The sequence below is a fragment of the Streptomyces sp. NPDC006643 genome (genome assembly GCF_042870175.1).
In the GTDB taxonomy this organism is placed as follows: domain Bacteria; phylum Actinomycetota; class Actinomycetes; order Streptomycetales; family Streptomycetaceae; genus Streptomyces.
Window position 1 is genome coordinate 37,226 of sequence record NZ_JBIAHA010000015.1, and the last position, 20,625, is coordinate 57,850.

General features: G+C 66.5%; 18 protein-coding genes, 2 tRNA genes and 1 pseudogene. 10 read left to right on the forward strand and 11 right to left on the reverse strand.

Annotation, left to right across the window (positions count from 1 at the left end; all coding sequences use genetic code 11):
- The first annotated feature begins 45 nt into the window (after positions 1-45).
- Complete coding sequence (locus ACFYNU_RS20870) at positions 46-1,710, forward strand: long-chain fatty acid--CoA ligase (RefSeq protein WP_356590483.1); 1,665 nt, start codon at positions 46-48, stop codon at positions 1,708-1,710.
- A 76-nt stretch (positions 1,711-1,786) separates the two neighbouring features.
- On the opposite strand, the gene ACFYNU_RS20875 is transcribed toward ACFYNU_RS20870, so the two are convergent.
- Together ACFYNU_RS20875 and ACFYNU_RS20880 are read right to left on the reverse strand one after the other, a co-directional pair.
- The gene (locus ACFYNU_RS20875; RefSeq protein ID WP_356590485.1) at positions 1,787-5,917 is read right to left on the reverse strand and encodes a PAS domain-containing protein; all 4,131 of its coding nucleotides are present in this window, start codon (positions 5,915-5,917) and stop codon (positions 1,787-1,789) included.
- Positions 5,918-6,165: 248 nt separating this feature from the next.
- Entirely contained in the window at positions 6,166-6,642 is a 477-nt protein-coding gene (locus ACFYNU_RS20880; RefSeq protein WP_356590487.1) for an SSI family serine proteinase inhibitor, read from the reverse strand.
- 217 nt (positions 6,643-6,859) lie between these two features.
- On the opposite strand from ACFYNU_RS20880, the gene ACFYNU_RS20885 reads away from it, so the two are divergent.
- Positions 6,860-6,950: transfer RNA gene (locus ACFYNU_RS20885), tRNA-Ser, on the forward strand.
- A gap of 175 nt (positions 6,951-7,125) precedes the next feature.
- Positions 7,126-7,198, forward strand: a tRNA-Arg gene (locus ACFYNU_RS20890).
- Positions 7,199-7,491: 293 nt separating this feature from the next.
- On the opposite strand, the gene ACFYNU_RS20895 is transcribed toward ACFYNU_RS20890, so the two are convergent.
- A complete protein-coding gene (locus ACFYNU_RS20895) occupies positions 7,492-8,280 on the reverse strand; it encodes a GntR family transcriptional regulator (RefSeq protein WP_356590489.1) in 789 nt (262 codons plus the stop codon).
- A 115-nt stretch (positions 8,281-8,395) separates the two neighbouring features.
- Between ACFYNU_RS20895 and ACFYNU_RS20900 the strand changes: the two genes are divergently transcribed.
- The 3 genes from ACFYNU_RS20900 (at position 8,396) to ACFYNU_RS20910 (ending at position 9,924) form a co-directional block, all read left to right on the forward strand.
- Positions 8,396-8,803 (forward strand): NUDIX domain-containing protein, encoded by a 408-nt coding sequence (locus tag ACFYNU_RS20900; protein ID WP_356590698.1) that lies wholly within the window; start codon positions 8,396-8,398, stop codon positions 8,801-8,803.
- Positions 8,804-8,849: 46 nt separating this feature from the next.
- Positions 8,850-9,278 carry an ATP-binding protein gene (locus ACFYNU_RS20905; RefSeq protein WP_356590491.1) on the forward strand — a complete coding sequence of 143 codons (429 nt, stop codon included), beginning with the start codon at positions 8,850-8,852 and terminating at the stop codon, positions 9,276-9,278.
- A 253-nt stretch (positions 9,279-9,531) separates the two neighbouring features.
- Positions 9,532-9,924 (forward strand): hypothetical protein, encoded by a 393-nt coding sequence (locus tag ACFYNU_RS20910; RefSeq protein WP_356590493.1) that lies wholly within the window; start codon positions 9,532-9,534, stop codon positions 9,922-9,924.
- Between the two features lie 391 nt (positions 9,925-10,315).
- On the opposite strand, the gene ACFYNU_RS20915 is transcribed toward ACFYNU_RS20910, so the two are convergent.
- Positions 10,316-11,602, reverse strand: coding sequence for a serine/threonine-protein kinase (locus ACFYNU_RS20915; RefSeq protein WP_356590495.1), 1,287 nt, complete (start codon positions 11,600-11,602; stop codon positions 10,316-10,318).
- A 143-nt stretch (positions 11,603-11,745) separates the two neighbouring features.
- On the opposite strand from ACFYNU_RS20915, the gene ACFYNU_RS20920 reads away from it, so the two are divergent.
- Positions 11,746-12,000, forward strand: coding sequence for a hypothetical protein (locus tag ACFYNU_RS20920; RefSeq protein WP_356590497.1), 255 nt, complete (start codon positions 11,746-11,748; stop codon positions 11,998-12,000).
- Positions 12,001-12,468: 468 nt separating this feature from the next.
- Here ACFYNU_RS20920 and ACFYNU_RS20925 read toward each other — a convergent pair whose 3' ends face one another.
- The 3 genes from ACFYNU_RS20925 to ACFYNU_RS20935 form a co-directional block, all read right to left on the reverse strand.
- Positions 12,469-13,461, reverse strand: coding sequence for an RES domain-containing protein (locus ACFYNU_RS20925; protein ID WP_356590499.1), 993 nt, complete (start codon positions 13,459-13,461; stop codon positions 12,469-12,471).
- The gene (locus tag ACFYNU_RS20930; RefSeq protein ID WP_356590501.1) at positions 13,361-14,821 is read right to left on the reverse strand and encodes an alpha/beta fold hydrolase; all 1,461 of its coding nucleotides are present in this window, start codon (positions 14,819-14,821) and stop codon (positions 13,361-13,363) included. Before ACFYNU_RS20930 ends, ACFYNU_RS20925 begins: the two co-directional genes overlap by 101 nt.
- A gap of 167 nt (positions 14,822-14,988) precedes the next feature.
- On the reverse strand, positions 14,989-16,218 hold the full coding sequence (locus tag ACFYNU_RS20935; RefSeq protein ID WP_356590503.1) for a TerD family protein: 1,230 nt from the start codon (positions 16,216-16,218) through the stop codon (positions 14,989-14,991).
- 185 nt (positions 16,219-16,403) lie between these two features.
- On the opposite strand from ACFYNU_RS20935, the gene ACFYNU_RS20940 reads away from it, so the two are divergent.
- Positions 16,404-16,796 carry a DUF3883 domain-containing protein gene (locus tag ACFYNU_RS20940; protein WP_356590505.1) on the forward strand — a complete coding sequence of 131 codons (393 nt, stop codon included), beginning with the start codon at positions 16,404-16,406 and terminating at the stop codon, positions 16,794-16,796.
- Positions 16,797-16,969: 173 nt separating this feature from the next.
- Here ACFYNU_RS20940 and ACFYNU_RS20945 read toward each other — a convergent pair whose 3' ends face one another.
- The 4 genes and pseudogenes from ACFYNU_RS20945 to ACFYNU_RS20960 form a co-directional block, all read right to left on the reverse strand.
- Complete coding sequence (locus ACFYNU_RS20945; RefSeq protein WP_356590700.1) at positions 16,970-17,458, reverse strand: N-acetyltransferase family protein; 489 nt, start codon at positions 17,456-17,458, stop codon at positions 16,970-16,972.
- A 21-nt stretch (positions 17,459-17,479) separates the two neighbouring features.
- Positions 17,480-17,887: pseudogene (locus ACFYNU_RS20950) on the reverse strand (arsenate reductase ArsC); the annotation flags it as partial.
- Entirely contained in the window at positions 17,880-18,971 is a 1,092-nt protein-coding gene (gene arsB / locus ACFYNU_RS20955; protein ID WP_356590507.1) for an ACR3 family arsenite efflux transporter, read from the reverse strand. The gene arsB and the pseudogene ACFYNU_RS20950, both read right to left, overlap by 8 nt.
- Positions 18,968-19,381 (reverse strand): metalloregulator ArsR/SmtB family transcription factor, encoded by a 414-nt coding sequence (locus ACFYNU_RS20960; RefSeq protein WP_356590509.1) that lies wholly within the window; start codon positions 19,379-19,381, stop codon positions 18,968-18,970. Before ACFYNU_RS20960 ends, arsB begins: the two co-directional genes overlap by 4 nt.
- Positions 19,382-19,458: 77 nt before the next feature.
- On the opposite strand from ACFYNU_RS20960, the gene ACFYNU_RS20965 reads away from it, so the two are divergent.
- The gene (locus tag ACFYNU_RS20965; protein ID WP_356590511.1) at positions 19,459-19,884 is read left to right on the forward strand and encodes an ArsI/CadI family heavy metal resistance metalloenzyme; all 426 of its coding nucleotides are present in this window, start codon (positions 19,459-19,461) and stop codon (positions 19,882-19,884) included.
- 150 nt (positions 19,885-20,034) lie between these two features.
- The gene (locus ACFYNU_RS20970; RefSeq protein WP_356590513.1) at positions 20,035-20,604 is read left to right on the forward strand and encodes a dihydrofolate reductase family protein; all 570 of its coding nucleotides are present in this window, start codon (positions 20,035-20,037) and stop codon (positions 20,602-20,604) included.
- Positions 20,605-20,625: the final 21 nt, after the last annotated feature.

Sequence of the window (20,625 nt, forward strand, 5' to 3'; positions counted from 1 at the left end):
TTCCTACTTGTCGCGACGTGGCGACGGCACCCTCGGGAGGATGCTGTGTACGGCACCATGCAGGACGTACCGCTTCTGGTCAGCAGGATTCTGGAGCACGGCCGAAGCATCCACGGGCGGTCCCAGGTCACCACGTGGACCGGTGAGGCAGAGCCTCACCGCCGTACATTCGCTGAGATCGGTGATCGCGCCGCACAGCTCGCCAACGCCCTACACGACGAACTCGGAGTAACCGAGGGAAGTGTTTTGGGAACGTTGATGTGGAACAACTCGGAACATGTCGAGGCATACTTCGCGCTCCCCTCCATGGGGGCCGTCCTCCACACGCTCAATCTCCGTCTCCCGCCCGAGCAGCTGATCTGGATCGTCAACCACGCCGCCGACCGCGTCGTCCTCGTGAACGGCTCCCTGCTGCCGCTCATCGCACCGCTCCTCCCCCACCTGCCGACCGTCGAGCACGTCGTCGTCTCCGGCCCGGGTGACCGCACCCCGCTGGCCGACGCCGTCGCGAACGCCGGCTCCGCCGTCCAGGTGCACGAGTACGAGGAGCTGATCGACGGGCGCCCCACCACGTACGACTGGCCCGAGCTGGACGAACGCACCGCCGCGGCCATGTGCTACACCTCCGGCACCACCGGCGAGCCCAAGGGCGTCGTCTACTCGCACCGTTCGATCTATCTGCACTCCATGCAGGTCAACATGGCCGAGTCGATGGGGCTGACGGACAAGGACACGACCCTCGTCGTCGTACCGCAGTTCCATGTGAACGCCTGGGGCCTGCCGCACGCCACCTTCATGACCGGCATCGGCATGCTGATGCCCGACCGGTTCCTCCAGCCCGCGCCGCTGGCCGACATGATCGAGCGCGAGAAGCCCTCGCACGCCGCCGCCGTGCCGACGATCTGGCAGGGACTCCTCGCCGAGGTCACCGCCAAACCGCGCGATCTCAGCTCCATGGTTCGCGTCACGATCGGCGGCTCGGCCTGTCCGCCCGCGCTGATGGAGGCGTACGACAAGCTCGGCGTACGGCTCTGCCACGCCTGGGGCATGACGGAGACCTCGCCGCTCGGCACGACCTCCAACCCGCCCGCCGGCCTCACCGCCGAGGAGGAGTGGCCCTACCGCGTCACCCAGGGCCGCTTCCCCGTCGGCGTCGAGGCGCGGCTGACCGGCCCCGGCGGCGACACGCTGCCGTGGGACAACGAGTCGGCCGGTGAGCTCGAGGTACGCGGCGCCTGGATCGCCGGCTCCTACTACGGCGGCGTCGGCGCCGAACCGCTCAAGCCCGCGGACAAGTTCAGCGCGGACGGCTGGCTCAAGACGGGCGACGTCGGCGTCATCAGCCCCGACGGCTATCTCACCCTCACCGACCGCGCGAAGGACGTCATCAAGTCGGGCGGTGAGTGGATCTCCAGCGTGGAGCTGGAGAACGCGCTCATGGCGCATCCGGACGTCGCCGAGGCCGCCGTCGTCGCCGTGCCCGACGACAAGTGGGGTGAACGGCCCCTCGCGACAGTCGTGTTGAAGGACGGCGCGAGCGCCGACTACGAGTCGCTGAGGGCCTTCCTGGCCACGAAGATCGCCAAGTGGCAGTTGCCTGAGCGGTGGTCGGCGGTGGAGGCGGTGCCGAAGACGAGCGTCGGCAAGTTCGACAAGAAGGTGATCCGCAAGCAGTACGCGGACGGGGAGCTGGACGTGACGCTCCTCTAGGCCACCCGGAGCACTTCCGACGGCACCAACTGAACCTCGACGAAGGTCAGTTGGTGCCGGGTCAGTCGGTGCCGGGTCAGTTGGTGCCGATCTTCGCGAGCAGGTCAACAATCCGCGCCTGCACGTCCTCGGACGTGGACCGCTCGGCGAGGAAGAGCACGGTCTCCCCGGCGGAGAGCTGCGGCAGTTCGGCGCGGTCGATGCCGGTGGAGGTGTAGACGACCAGCGGCGTACGGTTCAACTGGCCGTTCGCGCGCAGCCAGTCGATGATGCCCGCGCGCCGGCGCCGTACCTGCATCAGGTCCATGACCACCAGGTTCGGCCGCATCTGACTCGCGAGCGTGACCGCGTCGCTGTCCGTCCCCGCGCGCGCCACCTGCATGCCGCGGCGCTCCAGCGTCGCCGTGAGCGCGAGCGCGATCTCCTCGCTCTCCTCGATCAACAGCACGCGTGACGGGTGCTGTTCGCTGTCGCGGGGCGCCAGGGCCTTGAGCAGTACGGCGGGGTCGGCGCCGTACGCCGCCTCCCGTGTCGCCTGCCCGAGCCCGGCCGTCACCAGCACCGGGACCTCGGCGGCGACGGCCGCCTGGCGCAGCGACTGGAGCGCGGTACGGGTGATGGGGCCGGTCAGCGGGTCCACGAACAGCGCCGCGGGGAAGGCGGCGATCTGCGCGTCGACCTCCTCGCGGGAGTGGACGATCACCGGGCGGTAGCCGCGGTCGCTGAGGGCCTGCTGGGTGGAGACGTCGGGGGCTGGCCAGACGAGCAGCCGACGCGGGTTGTCCAGCGGCTCGGGGGGCAGCTCGTCGTCGACGGGGCGGGGCTGGGGGCGGTTCGCGACCTCGACCGCGCCGCCGGGGCCGTCCAGCGGCTGGGGGCCCTCGGCGCCCTCGTCCGGGGCGCCTATGGCGTACGCGCGGCCCTCGGAGTGGGGGCCGTGGGCGAGCGGGCCGCCCTGGCCGCCGTGGGAGGGGCCGGATGGGGCGGAGGGGGCGCGGGTGGTGCTGCCGGTGGCCGTGTTCGCGTTGGTGCCTTCGGGGCCGCGTGGGCCCTGCGGGTGGTGAGGGTCATGCGCACCCTGCGGGTCGCGAGGGTCATGCGCGCCCTGCGGGTCGTGCGCGTCCTGCGGGTCGTGAGGGTCGTGCGGGGAGGAGAGCCTGCGGCGGCGGCCGGCGCCGAGGGTCTGGTTCTGCTGCTTGGTGATCTGCTGCGAGAAGGGCACGCCCTGGCCCAGCGTACGGACGCTGAACGCCCGCCCCTGCGTGGAGTCCGCCGACACCGGCGCCTCCTCGGGCAGCGGCTGCGCGGGGGGCAACGGCTGTGCGGCGCGCGGGTCCTGGGAGGTTCCGGCCGCCGGGCCGTCGGCACCGTCGCCGTCGCGTCCGCCGTGAGTGTCGCCGCCGTTGTCGCCCTTGTCCGTCGGGTGCGGGCGCGGGTGCGCGTGCTCGGTCGGCGGTACGGCTCCGGGGACGGGCCACGACGGCTGCCCGGCCGCGCCGGGCATCACGCCGACACCCGAGGCGGTGGGCATCCCGGGCGCCCAGCTGTTGGGATCCGTGGGCGCGGCGCCGTCGCCGACGGACTCCGGCTCGGGCACAGGCATCGGCGCGGGCGCCGGTGCGGGCATGGCCACCGGCGCCTGGCGGGGATCCTTCCGAGGCGAGACCGGGTGCGGCTTCATCGGTGTGTGGTCGGCGCGCGGGTCCGAGGGGGCGGAGTCGTGGCGCGGTGCGCGGTCGGCGTCGGCCGGCGGGAGCGCGAACTGCGCGCGGGGAGGCGCGGCATCGCCGGCGGGCGCCGGCGCGGGCCGCTGCTGCGTGGGCGCCAGCGCACGCCGGGCACGACGGACGGCCGGTTGCTGCGTTGCCGTGCCCTGTTGCGGTGCCGGGACATGCTGCGGGGGTGCGGCGGGGGTGGGCGAGGCAGGGGTGGGCGACGGGCCGGCGGGCAGGGCCGGGAGGGCGTTCTGCCCACCGTGCCGGGCGCGCCGTCCCGTACCGGCCGCGACGGCCTCCTGCTGCGCGCCGTGCGGTACGCCCTGCGGCGGTACGGCCTGACCGAGGGCCGCGCGCCCGTTCGGCCGGGCGCCCTCGGCGGCCGTCACGACCGACCCCTCGGAAGGGGCGGGCGCGGCGGGAGCTGCGGAGGCGGGAGGACCGGACAGGGCGATCTCGGCGCCCGGTACGGGGACCCCGGGTGCGTTCTCCGCCGGGCTCGGCCGGCCGCGCCTTCGGCCCGTACCTCCGCCGGGGGCCCCGCCACCGCTGTCGCCGGAATCCTGGTCGGGAGCGGCCTGCCCCACGGGTGCCTCGGGCGCCGGGGCCGCCTCCGTACGAGCCCTGCGACGCCCCGTGGGCTCGCCTGCGGGCTCCTCACCCGCCGCCCCGAGGAACGCGTCGGTGGACGCACGCCGCGCACGCCGTCGCCCGCCACCGCCACCACTGACGCCGCCGCCCGAGCGGCCGGAACCGCCGGTCGACCCCGGCGCCTCCCCCTGCTCGCCCGTCTGCTGAACCGGCGCCGCGCTCTCCTCGGCCGTGGGCGGATGGAACGTCCCCGCCCCGCCCCCGAGCGGCACTTCGAGCACATACGCGCTGCCGCCCATGCCCGGCATCTCGTGCGTCTGCAACACGCCGCCGTGCGCCCGTACGATCCCGCGCACGATCGGCTCGTGCACCGGATCGCCGCCCGCGAACGGTCCGCGTACCTCGATCCGTACGACATCCCCGCGCTGCGCCGCCGCGACCACGATCGTCGAGTCGACGTAACCGCCGCCCGGCACCACCCGCGTACGCCCGGTGGAGTCGACACCCGCCACATCCGCCGTGAGATGCGCGAGCGCCGTCGCGAGCCGTACGGGGTCGACCTCCGCCTCGATCGGCGGGGCGTGCACCGCGAACTGCGCCCGGCCGGGGCCGATCAGCTCGATCGCACCCTCGACGCCGGCCGCCACGACCCCGTCGAGCAGGACGTTGACCTTGGTCAGCCGGTCCAGACCCTCGTCGAGCCGCTGATAGCCGAGGACGTTGTCCACGAGCGTCGTCATCCGCGCGTAGCCGGCGGACAGATGGTGCAGCATCTGGTTGGCCTCGGGCCACAGTTGCCCGGCCGGATCGGCGGCGAGCGTCGACAACTCGCCGCGCAGCTCCTCCAGCGGCCCGCGCAGCGCGCCGCCGAGCACGGCCGCCAGCTGATGGTGGCGACGGGCCGTGTTGTCGTACCGCTCCGCCAACTCCTCGATCTCGGCCGCGTACCGGTCGCTGCGGTCGGCGAGTTCGGCGGTGTGCCGTTCGACGGCCGCGGCGAGTTCCGCCTCGTGGCGCTCGATCGTCTCCGCCAGCTCGGCGGCGTGCCGCTCGGCCGCCTCGCTGGCCTCGGTCGCGTGGGCCTCGACCAGTTCCTCGTACGGCCGCCGGTCGGTGAACGTCATCACCGCGCCGACGAGCTGCTCCCCGTCCCGTACGGGAGCGGTGGTCAGGTCGACCGGCACCTGCTTGCCGTTCTTCGCCCACAGCACCTGCCCGCGCACCCGGTGCTTACGGCCCGACTTGAGGGTGTCGGCGAGGGGCGAGTCCTCGTACGGGAACGGCTCACCGTCGCCGCGCGAGTGCAGGATCAGCGGGTGCAGCTCCTGACCGCCCAGATCGCTGGCCCGGAAGCCGAGGATCTGCGCGGCGGCGGGATTGACGAGGACGACGCGGCCGTCGGTGTCCGTACCGACCACGCCCTCGGCGGCGGCCCGCAGGATCATCTCGGTCTGCCGCTGCGAACGCGCCAGCTCCGCCTCGGTGTCGACGGTCCCCGACAAGTCGCGCACGACGAGCATCAACAACTCGTCGCCGGTGTAGTTGTGCAGGTCGTAGGCCTGGGCCTGCTGGCCGTCCTCCAGGTTGGCGCTGGTGACCTCGACGGGGAACTCACTGCCGTCCGTACGCCGCGCGATCATCCGCGTCGGCTTCGTACGGCCCCGCTCGTCGGAAGCCTCCGGGCGGCGCATCGAACCGGGGATCAGGCGCGGGTCGAACTCCGGCAGGAGATCGAGCAGACCGCGCCCGACCAGGGCCGTACCAGGGGTCTCGAAGGTTTCGAGGGCGATGGTGTTGGCATTGACGACGGTGCCGTTGCTGTTGACGAGCACCAGCCCGTCGGGGAGCGCGTCAAGTATCGCCGCGAGGCGAGCAGCGCCTCGGGATGGCCTGCTGCTCACGACGACGCTTCCTCCCTGACCCACTGCACCTTGCGGACGGCCGGTCCCATCTTGCCCCTCGGAGTCTCAGCCTGTCACTGGAGGGAGTCTAAGGGCTGGGGGCATGGCGGGGCGGCGGATGAGGGGGAGCTCTCACCAAGGTTGTGTGCGGACCTGGTACGCACCCCCTTGTGCGCCCCCTCCCACCTTCCGTGCCTTCCGTGCCTCGCGTGCTCCCCTGCTTTCCGTGCCTTCCGTGCTCCCGCGGGTCAGCCCCTGGCGGCGGGGAGTACGGGGACGAGGTTCTGCCAGCGCGAGATCTCGCACCCGTTCTTACGGCTGAACGTCGCGTCGACGCTGCGCCCCTGCCACGTCCCCGTGACCCGGGCGGTGGCCGGCCCGCCCATCTGCATGGTGCACATCTGGCCCTTGGGCACCGGCGCGAAGGGGTCGGCCGACTCGCCGGCCAGCTCGTCCAGCCGCGCACACGCGGACGCGCTCTCGGGGTGCGAACCGCCGGCGGGCTCGCAGCTCAGCTCGTACGTGCCGTCGGCGCGCGTGATGTTGGTGTCGGCGACGGTCACGGTGAGCCGGTCCGGCTCCCGCTCCTGAAGCAGCGACGACAGCGGCAGCGGCGCCAGACCGAGCGGCGCGGCGGCGGCGACGGCGGTGGGCGCGAAGGCGCCCCCGGCTGCGAGCGAGGCGGCGAAGACGGCGGTGGCGGTGAGGGAGAAACGACGCGACACGGGAGCTCCTGTACGGCAGACGATTCCGAAGGGCCCGACGGTGCGCGCCCGGCATCACTAACGCGCGCGAGCCCGAGTCGTTGCGCACAGGCGAGGGGCGCGAAGAAGCGCTTTGCCCTGCGGGCTTCCCGCCTAGTACCGTGGGCGGCGATTGGTGACACCGCGCTCGGCTGTGTCATCATCTGACACGCACCACCCGCGCCCGCGCGGGTGTGCTGGAGGCGTCGCCTAGTCCGGTCTATGGCGCCGCACTGCTAATGCGGTTTGGGACTTAAATCCCATCGAGGGTTCAAATCCCTCCGCCTCCGCGCACGACACACCGAAGCCCCGTCCACCAGGCCGGGGCTTCGGCCGTCACCGGCCCCTGTTTCGGCACGTTTCCGCAGCTCAGACCGGGTCCGGCTAATGGATTTCACGTGACGCCGCAGGTCATGTAATGTTGTTCTCGCAACGCGGACGGGCCCCAAAAGCCCACCACAGCAAGCACTCGTAGCTTAACGGATAGAGCATCTGACTACGGATCAGAAGGTTGCAGGTTCGAATCCTGCCGAGTGCACAGCAGGCCAGAGGCCCCATCGAGGAATCGATGGGGCCTCTGGCGTGTGGGCGTGAGGGGAGGGTTCGGCGGCGATTTTCACCCGGCGTCCAACCTCGTGATCGGGCCCGCGCACTGATGATCGCGTTCGACTACCGCAACCTCGGGCTGCGCGTACACGACCTGATGCCGTCGCGCTCGCCGGGCGGCGGTGCCGGTCCACGGTTCTCGCCGGACGTACTGAGGGGTGATCGTCGGCGCAATCGGGACAGCAGTACTCGTGGCCGCCGCCGCATCCCGCGCACCACTGGCCGTCAGGTTGCGGGCAGTTGGTAGTTCAGGACGTACGCGTCTGCGGCCATGACCGTGTCGCACACCTCCACGGCGCGGCCTTTGGTGTCGAACGCGGTGCGGATCAGATGGATCACGGGGACGCCGGTGGCGAGCCGAAGTGTCTTCACTTCCGGAGGGGAGGGCATGCGGGCCCGGATCTCCTCCTCGAAGTGGTCGAGTTTGTGGCCCAGTTCTTCGAGCCGGGCGTAGATCCCGCCGGGGCCAGGGTTGGGCTGGGCGATGGGGGTGTTACGGGCCAGGTCGAGCGGCAGGTAGGAGACGGCGAACTCGACGGGCCGGCCGTCCAGCAGGTACCGGCGACGCCGGGCCAGGACGCGACGCGGGGCACCGAGCCGAGTCGAGATGTCCGGGGTCGGACGCTCCTCCTTGACCTCCAGGTTGTCCACCTCCGGGTGACTGCCGGTAGCGTCGGCCTCCACGATGAACGCCGACTTTCCTTGTTCGCGATGACGCCGCGCGAACCGGTCGGATGCCAGGCGGCGCACCGGAGGGCGGGGCCGGACGAAGACGCCCTTGCCGTGCTCGGAGGAGACCAGGCCCTCGCTCTGGAGCATGGAGATCGCGTTGCGCACGGTCATGCGGGACACGCTGAAGTGCTCGACCAGCTCCGATTCCGAGGGCAACTTGGAGCTCTCGGCGAAGCGTCCCTTGTCGATGGCCTCCCGCAGCTGATCGGCGATCTGCCGGAAGACGGCACGGTCACTGGTCGGGTCCAGCGAGCCGAGCAGACCGGGAGTAAGAGCGGCCACGTGTACTCCTTTAGATATCTAGACAAGAGGCTGAGTCCAGTTGCTACGGTGAGAGCCTAGTCAGCCAACTGGACGAGGACTGCCGAACGTGACCACCGCCGAACGTCCCCACTCGGTGAGTGTCGCCGGGGTGATCGTGGACGACCACGGTCGCGCCCTGCTGATCAAGCGACGCGACAACGGGCAGTGGGAACCGCCGGGCGGCGTGGTCGAGGCCGGCGAAACTCTCCCCGACGCGCTCCAGCGGGAAGTCCTGGAGGAAACCGGCATCAAGATCGCCCTTCCGGCGACCCTGACCGGCGTCTACAAGAACATGACGGGCCTGATCGTCTCGCTCGTCTTCCGCTGCCAGGCAATCGAGGGCCGGCCCACCACGGGCGACGAGACCAATGCTCTGCGCTGGGTCACTCGCGACGAAGCGGCGGAGCTGGCTGACGAGGCGTATGCGATCCGCGTCCAGGACGCACTGGACGAAGCATCTCCGCCCGCTGTCCGTGCGCACGACGGCGTGAAACTCATCTAGCACTGAACAACGGTCCATGCCCGCCCATCAGCATGAAGGGACTTGTATGCACGAGTATACGAGCAAGGTTCGAGTCTGGGGGCTGACTTGCCCAGGTCTCCGCGAAGAGGTCGGCCGAGCGCGGCGGTGGACCCGCGACGTCCTTGCCGGACACCCGAGGGCGGATGACGTGACGCTCATCGTGAGCGAGCTGGGCAGCAATGCGCTTCTCTACACGGCCAGCGGCGAGCAGAACGGCGCGTTCCAAGTCACGCTCGCACTCTCGGACCATGCGATCGCGGTGTCCGTCACCGATGCCGGGGGCAGCGTCACGTTCCCCGAGGTGGAGCGCGCGGAGAAGGAAGCACTACGCGGCCGGGGCCTCGACATCGTCAGTTCACTCGCCCACAACGTCAGCATCCACGGCACCGGCCAGGGCTTCACCGTCACCGCGGAACTCATCTCCCACCACCCCGGCAGCCGACCATGGCGATGACAGGCGCACGTGAGACCGGTTATTGGTGCAGCGCCCCCGTTGTCCACCTCGGCGGCCGTTTCACGAACAGTCCACGACTCGCTGTCCGATGGCTTCGCGACAGGGTTCGGGACGTCACGTCCCAACTCGACCGACACTACGCGGCCCCCGGACGCCACTGGTTCCTGGACGAGCCTGAACACGAGCGGGCCCGATCAGCACTCGCGCAGGGCGAGGTTTACGTGCTCTCGGCCCGCCCCACAGGACGGACACGATGACCCGCCCGACGCCCGTGCTTCTACGCGGCTACCGATGCGAATGCCACACGAGCCGTCCCACGAACGGCGAGACCACCATGCTGCTCGGCTCGGCCGACGTGGACACCGCGCTCCAAGCGGTCCGCTGGATCAGAGTCGCCGTGCGCACCCTCTCGCCGGCCCTCAACTCCGAAGCGTTCGAGGAAGCGTGGCAATGGCTCTCGGAGGACCACCACGACACGCGCCAAGCCCTCATCCAGGGCGAGCCGGTCACTCTCATACTCCGCCAGGGCTCCACAACGATCCAATGGACCGCCCGCCCAACCCAGTTCCTCAAACCCACCACCCGCCAAGGCATCAACTCCCCAGCCTGCACACACGAGTCCACCAAGCCCTGCCTAACAGCCTGAGCACAACTTTCTATACGGTTTCAAGGCGCCTCGCTCCGCTCCCCGCGCGCTCCCCGGCTCCCCGCCGGGCCCCCGCCGCTCCTGTCTCCGCCCCGCTCCGGGCCCCGGCTACGCCGGTCGCGCGACTGAAGCGAACGCCAGTGGCACGGAGAAACCCGCTGTGGCTGGGGCGGTCGGCTCCACGGCTTTAGCCACCTCCCCGGTTCGGGTCCCGCGTCGAGCAAGACCAGGGGGCCACTCGTTCAAATTCCGGGCAGGGGCACAGCCTGCCCGAGTTGCCGGCCAGCGTACGGCCCCCTGATCATGCTCGACCCCAAACCGGGCAGGACACCGGCCAAACCCGCTCCACCGACTGGGCTCCTGCGGCATTTGGACCTGACCTAAGTAGCCGCTAGGCAATCGGCAGGATCCTTCGAATGGCATCCGGAATCGCGTACTGATTCAGGTAAGGGGCCATAAATCTAGCCCCGTCAGCGTCGCTGCGGAGCAGGTCGGCCAAGTACTGCACTTCATGCGGTGCAGTAATCATGCGTACCATCGAAGAAAACACATCGCCGACATAGAAGCGATTATGGTCCACGCCGACTCGAAAAACTCTTTTCAGGCAAACTTGACGAAGGATGGAATCATCGGCGGCATTCCAAACATTACGAAAGAAGCTCGCTATCTCATCCGTGTAGCTGAATGGGTGGCTGCCCTCTGAATAGCTGTCAAAGACTCGGACTACCTGAGAGAATACAGAGAAATCTCGGGCGATCATTTCTCTTATGAGAACATCCGGGAGCGAGGTGAGGAATTCCTTAAAGAAGACCTCATCATCGGATCGATCGGAAAGGAATCGAAGAAGCTCAGACAGGGCTCCTGGCTCTTGCTCCAAGGCTCGTTCGCGCAGCGCTTGTGCGTGCTCTGTCGGCGCGGCCAGTTCGTCGCTAGGTGCAGTTGCGACCTCCAAGGCCCGTCGCAGATCAGCTACGGACTGAAACCGGTCAGAAGGCTCCTCGGCGATGCATTTGGTGATTACATAGCGAAATTCTGCTGGAATCTTGGCAACTTTAGCACGCGGGTAAGGGACTTCATCCACCACGCACCGGTAGAGGATTTGGCCTATGGCGTAGACGTCCGCAGCTAGCGTCACGTTGTGGGCGTCATCAAATTGCTCTGGAGCCATATAGGCCAACGATCCAAAAATCGTCTCAGTTCGGGTGATGGTCAAACTATCAGAATTTACGTCCTTGCACAGGCCGAAGTCGGACACCACCCATCGATTGTCGAGAAATAGAATATTCTCAGGTTTTAGGTCCCGGTGAATTATCCCCTCGGCGTGAGCGTAGGCGAGGGCATTGAGTACTTCCGTGATGATTCCTACAGCCTCTACGGAATCCAGGCTTCCAGCATCAAGCACGTCTTGAAGGGAGTGCTTGGCGATCGGCATCACGTAAAATGGTTTCTCACCTCTCAAATTCATTGCGATAATCGGCATCACACCTGGGTGTCGCAGTGTGCTTTGGCATCGGACTTCCCTTTCGAAACGAGCTCGATTCTCTATCCCCGGAGAGAGATCAGTTGATTCGAGTGGAAATTTTATGGCCACAAACCGGCCTGTCTCCAGCGCAGTTGCCTTCCAGACCGTCGCCTGTCCACCGGCGCCCATCTTCTCGATCCTGCGAAACTGCGCCACCGGACCCCACCCACCTAATATCCAGAAACATCACATGTTCTAGCTAACTGTAACGAGATCGACACGATGAGCACAGAGTCTTGCTTGAAGTGCTTGACTCTGGGACGTAGTGGATGAGGAGTCTCTACGGGGAGGGATGGCACATGAGTACACCCAAGATCCTTACCGTGAACCTTGAGTTCGAGATGGGCGATCGAAAGATTCATGCCGCACGAATCAAGGCTGCCTACGAGGCGGCAGTCAGCAGCGCGATTGAAGCGGCGAAAAAGGAGCTGCTTGAAGGCAGCGTGACGACCGTTCGTAGCCGTATGACCTGGGACTACAGATGGGCCGAGACTTCGGCTCAGTACACGGACGTAGATGTCGAGTGGGCGGAGGAGGAGGAACCGGAGGCCTGAGACAGCACTTGCCAATGGCGTACAGCAGCGGAGTACCGCAACCTCAGCAACCGCCCGAAGCAGCTACCGCCTCTCCGGGGCCTCGCAGCGGCCGGTATGACTCCTGCTGACCGAACCGGCTAGAGCTACGGATCAGAAGGTTGCAGGTTCGAATCCTGCCGAGTGCACAGCAGGCCAGAGGCCCCGGACGACATCCGGGGCCTCTGGCGTTGGCGCGTACAGCAGCGGAGCGCGCACCAACCACCTTGACGTAGACCTCCATCGGCATGGCGATCTGTGAGTGCCGGGGGACGCGTTGAACGATCTTCGAGCGCACCCTTAAGTGCGACCGGCCGAGCGCGGCGGTCGGCACCATGAGGCCTTTGTCGGACACGCGCTCGGGGAGCTGGAGTCTCGTTCGTCGGCCGGCTCTGGAGCGCCCGAAGCTGTTGACCACTACGCCAGCGGCTCAGAAAGCTCGGGATTCACTTATGAGCGGTCGAGAATATGCTGCGTATCCGGCCGAAATCTAAGCAATGCAGTTGGTCCATCAGTCACAGAATCCGTGCATCCTTCAGGACCGACGAACAGAACGTAGTTGATTCCACGATTCTGTGCAGAGTGAAATCGGATGCCGTCCACCCGCAGGGGGGAAAAATGACGAAAGTACTCGGTGAGAACTTGTGTGGGGACGTACTCAAGATGCTCGCGGCCATCCAGCGTCACGGGCCTGCTCAGATCCTTGGCGAATGAGCGGATGAAGTTGATGGGCCACGAGGACTCAATTCGCCCGCCGTCGAAGTTGCTGATTCGCGGCGGGAGGTCGATGAGATCGATTACGGTGGCTGAACGAGTCAACGCGAAGGCTGCAACAGCTGCGTATGGACGCGTATCATGCGCAGATATTTCTTTTACCGCTGTCTGAGGGTCGTCCGAACCGTAGAACATTGAGATTCCGGCAGGGCTCATTCTGTTGCTGGCGGCCCTGCTGTGAGGCGTGGACCCCAGAGTGGCAGCCGTATATTCTACCTTTTCTCGATCCGAACGCATTCGGCCGCGCCAGATTAGTTGCCCCGAGGGAACCTGGCAGAGGAGCCCGACCTCGCTAATAGTGGAAGATAAATCGCGCAATCTCTCAACCGGAGAGATGGAAGGGGTGAACTCTGCGGGACTTGTTGGATGGGAATCATCCGACAAGAGAGAGTAGCGTCTGTGGTGTTTCACTTGATAACAGAATGCTTCCCAGGTCTCCAGCAAGATACTCCCCCTGGCGCAGATACAAACCATGAAAAACTCCACGACCTCTGTTGTGACTGCATCAGCAGGTGAGTGGAAGTGCGGCGGCGACGCTCCCCAGGTAGATCCCGTCAGCCATGAGCGGCTAAAGTTGTTCGGCGTCCTTCTTCGCCTGTAGAAGTTTGTAGACCTGATCGAAATTCTGTCGACGCCGCGTGGTGAAGTGAATCTCCCACGAGGCGTCATTGGAGAGTTCGCTCATCAGCGGGTCCCAGATGAGGTCGAAGCTTTTGTTGATGTTAATACCGCCCCGGCCGGCACCAAACAGAGGGATGCAGATCGAAGTAAGCTGAACTTTCAGCTCCTCTCGCTCCCGTCGTGCCAGATTGAAAATGTTGTGAACGGCTCTCGTCACAGCCAATGGGTTGACTGTGTAATTATTCGTACCTGAAACCGGACTCACGATGGCGGCATGGTAAATTCTGTGCACATTCTTGGCCGCGAGAGCCCCGGCGGGAGTTGGCACAACTGTTCCCTCTTGCACTTGCAGCCCATACGTGGCATGGCTGCGTAACCAAGCAACGAGGTGATCTCCGGCCACATCCTCCAGTATCTCACCGCCGGCTCCTTTTATGGCAGAAGCAAAGCGCAGGCTGCCTGACGTCGACGACTTAAAGAACTGAGACATCTGAAGATAGGTGTTCTCGGAGGACAGAACCACATCGACATTGGAGAGTTGCTCGACAGGTCCACCATGCACAAAAAAACGGGTAGTTATGCCAGGAGCGGTACGAATGGAAATAGGACCGAGGAGCTCTTGTTCGGTCAGAAATCCTCCATCTTGGTCCTTGGGTAGCCGGCGGCGTGAGGGCAGATCGTCCGAGTATTTCTCTGGGAACGGCTCCATCAGCCCTTCGGACAATTCCCTCCGCATCGCAGAGAGCAACCTTCCATTGGAGTTGGGCTTGATGATGGAAAAATGGTCACCGGGAAGTACCGCTGAATTAGGGAAGATGCTCAACGCTGATGCGGGTGCGACGACGTTGTCAGTTTCCCCGGCGTAAGAAACTATTGGGATCGGGCATTTGTTGTGTGAAAGTTCCGTGGCCTGCACCACGCCGTGCATGACTCTCCGTTGGGCATCCACGACTGAGGATTGCAGGGGTCTGAGCTCTCTTTCTTGACTGTTGCGGGTAAATGACAGTAGTCCTCGCCTGGAAAGTAGGAAAAGCTCCGATCCGCTATTGGGGCATGCAAACATCACTAACCGTCGAATTTTCGCCAGTTCGGCGGCCCGCCCATCGGCCAGCATGCGAGACAAGAATCGCTGGACGACCAGACCTCCCTGGCTATGCGTGACCAGCACGATCCGCTCGTGCGACTCTGCCACATCGGTTATAAATCCTCGAAGGTTCTCGGCCACCACGTTGAGGTCGGGCATTCGCCTTAAAGGATTCCACGCGAAGCGAGGGGTGGCATATTCGAAACACTCGATATCAAATTGCTCGCGAACTCCGTTCAATTTAGAGAGTTCATTCGTCAAATTATCCCAAGTGGACGCCGAAGAGAAGAGCCCATGGATAAACACAATGACGGCTTTGTTCAAGGTTCTTCCTCGATCTCGGTCAGAGTGTGCGTGCTGTTCTTGACGGAACGGCAACCCTCACCCCGATATCTGAGTCCCACCCAGGGTCACTGCTTCGTGCATGCGCCGCGTTCTTCGGCCTCGCACGCCAATTGCTCGCGAGCGAGCGTACGAAAATCGCCCAACGGCTAACTCGTTTTGAACTCGACCTTTCCGGTGCTCATTCGGAAGTTCCCGTTCGAGTACAGCGTGGGACGGGCCTCGACATGGTTGCCGCTGTACTTTTCCACATGTCGGATCTGGGCGCCGCCCGGTACTGTGAAATCGATCAAGGCGATGGCGACCCAATAGGACAAGTTGCGGTTGTTGAATAGTGGCACCGTTACGGTGGAGCCTCGCCCGTCGGTGACAACCGCCCGAGCGCCAAAGGACTTGAACGAACCCGTCCCGTTCTCCACTGCGCTGTACGCGCAGAGGAGGACGTACCCCTGGAGGTCTGGGCGACGGATGGTGATCGTCTCGCGGCCCGGGGTCCTGGAGTCGCCGTCCAACGCGATGTAGGGCGGCGCGGCGGATGTTCCGAGCTGCCCGTAGTAGACGACCTGATCTGACTTGTTCGGACGCTTGCCGAGTGGTGTGACAGCACTCTCAGGGACGTAGAGGGCATACAGATCGAGGTCGGCACCGGCCTGTCTTCGAGCAGCGCTTCCCCCGTTCCACTCAAGTGTGGCTGTCACGACGAGGCTCGGGTCGTCCTTGCGCATGTCGATGGTCGCCTGTCCGGCCTTGGAGAGGGCGACCTTACCCAGCGGGACGAGAGGACGAACCGGCGTCGTGGATGGAGCCGGTGGGACCACCGGCGGTGCAGTGGTGTGTTGGCCCTGTGTGGGCATCAAAGGCGAGACCTGTACTGCGGCAGGCTCCGGGTCATCTACAACAATGCCAAAGTCCGAGGCGAGACCTGCCAGCCCGGTGTCCCATCCTTGGCCGACGGCTCTTGCCTTCCACGTGTCTGCGCGTCGGTAGAGCTCGATGAGAATTGCCACCGTCTCCCGGTGCGTGAGTGGCGGCGGCTCAAAGGTGATTCGTGCGCTTCCGCATTCGACGACCGCCCGGGGGGTGTTGCTCGCGTCGAAGTGAGTGGCTCGCAGCTCGGGGTCGATGCTGGCGACAACCACAATGCGGTCGACTGCCGCAGGGATCGCGGGCAGATCCGCGACGATCGTCTGGCCGTTCAGTTCAACCATGTCCTGTGACAAGTGGTTGTAGAAGACCAAACCGTCATCGCTCCGCACCTTGCCGTCCTGGCCGAGAAGGACGGCAGACACGTCTACGCCGGTGCTTGAGGAGCTGAGAGTGACGCGGCACACCGCTGTAGGCAAGACAGCGTTGCCGCCTTTGGTGAGAGTCGTAGTCATGCGTGGCCTCTCATGGTGGTTCGTACATACTGGTCTTCCTGGTCGATCCGTGCAGGGCAAACGCTGATGTCGTGCGGAGAACGTGTCCGCGACGACCATGTGCCGGGAGCCGTCCCCGCATCAATGGCCGGCCCCATCCCAAGTCGAGGGCCTCCACGGCGCGATGGGGCACACAGGGAGGTGTCGTGGGTAATCAGGAGACGGAACTGGCTGCCATTGGGCATGTGATGGCCCTGGAGCGGGCCGCCGGACGGGAGCCGAAGGATGTTCGTACCTCGGGACTCCCGTACGACGTGGAGAGTCCGCCGCGCATGATCGAGGTGAAGGCATTCAGCCGTTCGGCGCGCAGTGAGGCGCTGCCGCTGGAGCACCGGCAGGTGGAGGCCTTCAAGGCGAATCCCGAGCACTACTACCTCTATGTGGTCGACAACCTTGCGGGTCGCGACGGGGCGGCGACCGGTGTCCGCATCGTGCACGGTGACGAGCTTCGGGCGATGATCGAGCGGACCCGACCCCAGATCACGTATTGGCCCACGTTCAGAGCAGCCGAGTACGACCAGGCAGAACGGCTGCTCTGAGCGCCGCCGTACAACAACGAAGTACGGCGGCCCCAGCAATAGTCAGCACCCACTACCGGTCTGACAGCCCTCTGCGTATCCCGTTCGGACCAATCATTCGTTCCAGCCGAAGAGGTTCGACTCCTAGGCGTCGTATGCGTTGGAGCCGGCTTGTGGGGTGTGGCGGGTGGTGGTCAGGCTCGGTGGGGCTGGAGGACTGTGGGGCTGCGGCGTTCGAGGAGGGTGACGTTTCGCCAGGTGCCGTGGTGGTGGGCGATGCGGTCGCGGGTGCCGATGATGCGGAAACCCAGGCTCTGGTGCAGAGCGAGGCTGGCGGTGTTCTCGGGGAAGATGCCGGACTGGATGGTCCAGATGCCCGCCGCCTCCGTCGACGCGATCAGTTCGCGCAGGAGCGCGGCGCCGATGCCCTGGCCGCGGGCGGCCGGGTGGACGTAGACCGAGTGCTCGACCACGCCGGCGTAGGCGGATCGGTCGGAGACCCGTGCCGCGGCGACCCAGCCCAGGACTCTGCCCGTCGCGTCGACGGCGACGTGGCGGTGGTCGGGCAGTTTGGTGGCGTCGAACTTCTGCCAGGTGGGGGCGGTCGTTTCGAAGGTGGCGTCGCCCTCGTCGATGCCGAGTTGGTAGATCGCCAGGACTTCCTCTGCGTGGTCCGGGGTCATGGACACGATGTGCTTGCGGGCGGCCGGGGCGATTTCGGCGATCAAGGCGTGTACGCGTCGTTCGATGTCGTCGCGGATGGGGCGGACCGCGTCGATGCCCCGGCCGGCGGGGTCGGGCAACTGCCAGTCGAGGTAGCGCTTTCCGGGGAAGACGGGGCAGGCGTCGCCGCAGCCCATTGTGATCACGACGTCGGAGGACCGCACGGTCTCGGTGGTGAGGATCTTGGGGGTTTCGGCCGCGATGTCGATGCCCAGTTCGGCCATGGCCGCGACGACGGACGGGTTCACCGCGTCGGCGGGGGCCGATCCCGCTGAGCGCACCTGTACGCGGTCGCCCGCGTGGTGCGTGAGGAAGGCGGCGGCCATCTGTGAGCGGCCCGCGTTGTGGACGCAGACGAAGAGGACCGAGGGCCGGGCGGTGTCAGGCATGGGAGGGGGCTTCCTCGGTGATGGCTGTTGGGGAGGGGAAGAAGCGGCGCGCGTACAGCGCGACGTGGACGAGGGCGATCAGGACCGGCACCTCGATCAGCGGGCCGACGACACCGGCGAGAGCCTGGCCGGAGGTGGCGCCGAACGTGGCGATGGCCACCGCGATGGCCAGCTCGAAGTTGTTGCCCGTCGCGGTGAACGCCAGTGTCGTCGCGCGAGGGTGGTCGAGTCCGACCGCGCGTCCCAGCGCCATGGAGCCCGCCCACATCAGGGTGAAGTACGTCAACAGCGGCAGCGCGATCCGTACGACGTCGAGTGGTCGGGAGGTGATGGCGTCTCCCTGGAGGGCGAAGAGTACGACGACGGTGAACAGCAGCCCGTACAGGGCGAAGGGGCCGATGCGCGGGACCAGACGCGCCTCGTACCAGGCGCGGCCCTTGGTCCGCTCGCCGATGCGGCGCGTGAGGTATCCGGCGGCGAGCGGGATGCCGAGGAAGATCAGTACGCTGCGGGAGACCTCCCACACGGACACGTCCAGGCCCGCCTGCTCAAGGCCGAGCCGGCCGGGCAGGGCCGTCAGATAGAACCAGCCGAGTGCCGAGAACGCGACCACCTGGAACACCGAGTTGAGGGCGACCAGGACGGCGGCGGCCTCGCGGTGACCGCACGCCAGGTCGTTCCAGATGATGACCATGGCGATGCAGCGCGCCAGCCCCACGATGATCAGGCCGGTGCGGTACTCGGGCAGGTCCGGCAGGAACAGCCAGGCCAGCGCGAACATCAGCGCCGGGCCGACGACCCAGTTCAGCAGCAGCGAGGGCAGCAGCAGGCGGCGGTCGCGGGTGACGGTGTCCAGCCGGTCGTAACGGACCTTGGCGAGGACCGGATACATCATCACCAACAGGCCGAGTGCGATCGGCAGCGATACCCCGGTCACGGTGACCTGGGCGAGCGCGTCCCCGAGGCCGGGCACGACGCGGCCGAGGCCGAGGCCGAGTGCCATCGCGGAGAGGATCCACACCGCGAGATACCGGTCGAGGAAGGACAGCCGGCCGGCGACCGCCCGCTCGGGCGCCGCGCTCACGAGGTCGCGTCGGCCGACGGGCGCGTCAGGACGCCGGCGAGACGGTCGGTCATCTCGGGCAGCAGCCAGTAGTAGACCCAAGTCCCGCGCCGCTCGCAGTCGATGAGACCGGCCTGCCGGAGCAGCTTGAGATGGTGCGAGATCGTCGGCTGCGACAGGTCGAAGGCGGGGGTGAGGTCGCATACGCAGATCTCGCCGCCGGCGCGCGAGGCGATCATCGAGAGGAGACGCAGGCGTACGGGGTCGCCGAGCGCCTTGAACACCTTTGCCAGTTCCACGGCCTGCTCCCCGTCGAGGGGCGCGGTCAGCAGTCCCGGGCAGCAGGTGTCCTTCGCGTCTCTCTCGACCGTGCCGTCCCTCCCGTCCGTGCCGTCGGGTTGGCCGAGCACCACCAGCTCTTGTTTCGACATGCTTCTATGTTGACGTTCTTCGATCCAAGATGCAACCTTGGATCGAAGAACATCAATACAGTCGATCGGAGTCCGTCATGTCCCGCGCCCAACTCGCCCTGCGCGTCAGCGACCTCGAAGCGTCCGTCACCTTCTACTCGAAGCTGTTCGGTACGGAACCGGCCAAGCGGCGCGAGGGCTACGCCAACTTCGCCCTCACCGAACCGCCCCTCAAGCTCGTACTGATCGAGGGTGAGGCCGGCCAGGAGACCCGTCTCGACCACCTCGGGGTGGAAGTCGAGTCCACCGGGCAGGTGGAGGCGGCGACGGCCCGGCTCAAGGACGCCGGCCTCGCGACGTTCGAGGAGAGCGACACCTCGTGCTGCTACGCCCTCCAGGACAAGGTGTGGGTCCATGGCCCCGGCCGGGAGCCGTGGGAGGTCTACGTCGTCAAGGCTGACGCCGGCACCCTCGGCAAGAGCGCCCGGCCCGACCGGAGCGGGGACTGCCGCTGCGGGGCATGAAGTAGTACTCGGAGAGCACCTTGGCCTTGGCAGAGCGTCTACGCGGTGGTCGCCCCGAAACGGTTGGTGAGGCCGGTGTCGAGAACGGCGGCGTGGCTCCGACGTCCCCTGTGGAAGGGATCCGAGACACGGGTTCGTGAAAGGACAGCCATGAGCACACAGCCACTGACCGTCGACGTGTTCCTCTCGGCCGACGGATGGGCCGGCGCGGAGGACTCGCCGGGATTCTTCGGCTACGACGGTCCGGAACTGGCCGAGTGGGTCGCCGCCGAGTCGGCCCTGCCGCAACTGGTCGTCTTCGGGCGGCGTACGTACGAGGCGCTGGCGGGGCTGCCCGAGGAGGCGCGCGACGAGTCGTGGCGGCGGATGAGTGAGCTGAACGCGGTCGTGTTCTCAACGACGTTGGAGAGCGTCTCGTGGCCGAACACCCGCCTCTGCCGTGGTGATCTGGTCGCCGAGGTGGGCCGTCTCAAGACGGAGAGCGATGTGCCGCTGCGCACCATGGGCAGTCTCTCCGTCGCCCGCCAGCTCCTCGACGCGGGACTCGTCGACCGGCTCCGGCTGATGACATTTCCGCTGCTCGTGGGGGCGTCGGGCCGTGAACCCTTCTTCGCGGGCGTGGCGGCGGCCGAGCTGGAACTGGTCGGCACGCGGGCCCTGGACGCGCGCGTGCTGCTGATCGAGTACCGGCCGACCGGGCGGGACATTCCGCGGGCCTGAGTGGGGTGATCGTTCCGTCCC

Bases quoted from the DNA above. Each gene is read 5' to 3' on its own strand.
- ACFYNU_RS20905 (WP_356590491.1), top strand. From the start codon at position 8,850: ATGCACGAGTATACGAGCAAGGTTCGAGTCTGGGGGCTGACTTGCCCA.
- ACFYNU_RS20910 (WP_356590493.1), top strand. From the start codon at position 9,532: ATGACCCGCCCGACGCCCGTGCTTCTACGCGGCTACCGATGCGAATGC.
- ACFYNU_RS20920 (WP_356590497.1), top strand. From the start codon at position 11,746: ATGAGTACACCCAAGATCCTTACCGTGAACCTTGAGTTCGAGATGGGC.
- ACFYNU_RS20925 (WP_356590499.1), bottom strand. From the start codon at position 13,461: ATGACGCCTCGTGGGAGATTCACTTCACCACGCGGCGTCGACAGAATT.
- ACFYNU_RS20935 (WP_356590503.1), bottom strand. From the start codon at position 16,218: ATGACTACGACTCTCACCAAAGGCGGCAACGCTGTCTTGCCTACAGCG.
- ACFYNU_RS20945 (WP_356590700.1), bottom strand. From the start codon at position 17,458: ATGACCCCGGACCACGCAGAGGAAGTCCTGGCGATCTACCAACTCGGC.
- ACFYNU_RS20960 (WP_356590509.1), bottom strand. From the start codon at position 19,381: ATGTCGAAACAAGAGCTGGTGGTGCTCGGCCAACCCGACGGCACGGAC.
- ACFYNU_RS20965 (WP_356590511.1), top strand. From the start codon at position 19,459: ATGTCCCGCGCCCAACTCGCCCTGCGCGTCAGCGACCTCGAAGCGTCC.
- ACFYNU_RS20970 (WP_356590513.1), top strand. From the start codon at position 20,035: ATGAGCACACAGCCACTGACCGTCGACGTGTTCCTCTCGGCCGACGGA.